This is a genomic window from Halorubrum sp. SD626R (genome assembly GCF_001261915.1).
Lineage (GTDB): Archaea > Halobacteriota > Halobacteria > Halobacteriales > Haloferacaceae > Halorubrum.
The window spans coordinates 1-1,029 of sequence record NZ_CVRT01000048.1 but is presented as its reverse complement, the minus strand read 5'-3'; the positions used below and the strand labels follow the sequence as shown (position 1 = coordinate 1,029).

The window sequence follows — 1,029 nt, the reverse complement described above, 5'->3', positions numbered from 1 at the left end:
CGACACCCATCGACGCCAGTTCTCGTTTCAGCCCCTGTTCGTCCTCGACCGTCTGCGACAGCTCCATCGACTGCGCGAAGTTCTTCACGAGCCCGCAGTTCGGCCCCTCCGGCGTCTCGGAGGGACAGATGCGACCCCACTGGGTCGCGTGGAGGTCCCGCGCCTCGAAGTGCGGCTGCGAGCGCGACAGCGGCGAACGCAGACGGCGGAGGTGCGACAGCACGCCCATGTAGTCCGTCCGGTCGACGAGCTGGGAGACGCCCGAGCGGCCGCCCACCCAGTTCCCCGTCGCGATCGGGTGTTCGAGCCGCTCGGTCAACACGTCCGAGCGAACGACCGTGTTGACGGTGAGCTGCCGGTTCCGCATGTTCGCGCGCTCCAGCTGGTACTTCACGTCGCGCGCCAGCTTGTTCAGGGCGGTCCGGAACAGGTCGCGCATCAGGTCGCCGGAGACCTTCAGGCGCTTGTTGGCGTAGTGGTCCTTGTCGTCGGACTCGCGGCGGTCTAAGGCGAGCTCGAAGCACGCCTCGGCCATCCGACAGAGGTAGTACGCCTTGTTGATGCGGACGTCCTCCTCCTCGACGCCCTCCTCGTGGAGGTGCGGGAGGAGGTAGCGGTCGATGACGTAGTTCGCCCGCTTGAGCTGGTAGTTCTTCCCCTGGCCGGAGGCGACGCGCTCGCCGAGGGTCTCGATGGCCCCCTCGGTCGTCTGCACGTCGGCCTCCTCCAGATTCTCCAGCATGAACTTCACGATCTCGGGGTCGTCCGAGACGCGGTGGACGATCTCCTCGTCCGACTCCAGTCCGAGCGCGCGGACGAGGGTCACGAAGTCGATCGAGCCCGAGACGGACGGGAACGACACTTCGAGCAGCCCCTCGCGGTTGCGCTCACAGAGCACCAGCGCGCGGTAGCCGCGGCGCTGGGAGAACGTCTTGGCGACCTGGATCTCGTCGCCGTACTTCGAGTCGTACTCCGCGAGGATCTTGTTCGGCGCCAGGTCCTCCGAGGTCATCAGCACGCGCTCGGAGC

At 67.0% G+C, this 1,029-nt stretch carries 1 protein-coding gene; it reads right to left on the bottom strand.

The genetic code is table 11. The features are described from left to right. On the bottom strand, positions 1 to 1,029 hold a 1,029-nt coding region (locus SD626R_RS04260; protein WP_092563966.1), incomplete at both ends, for a DNA-directed RNA polymerase subunit B''.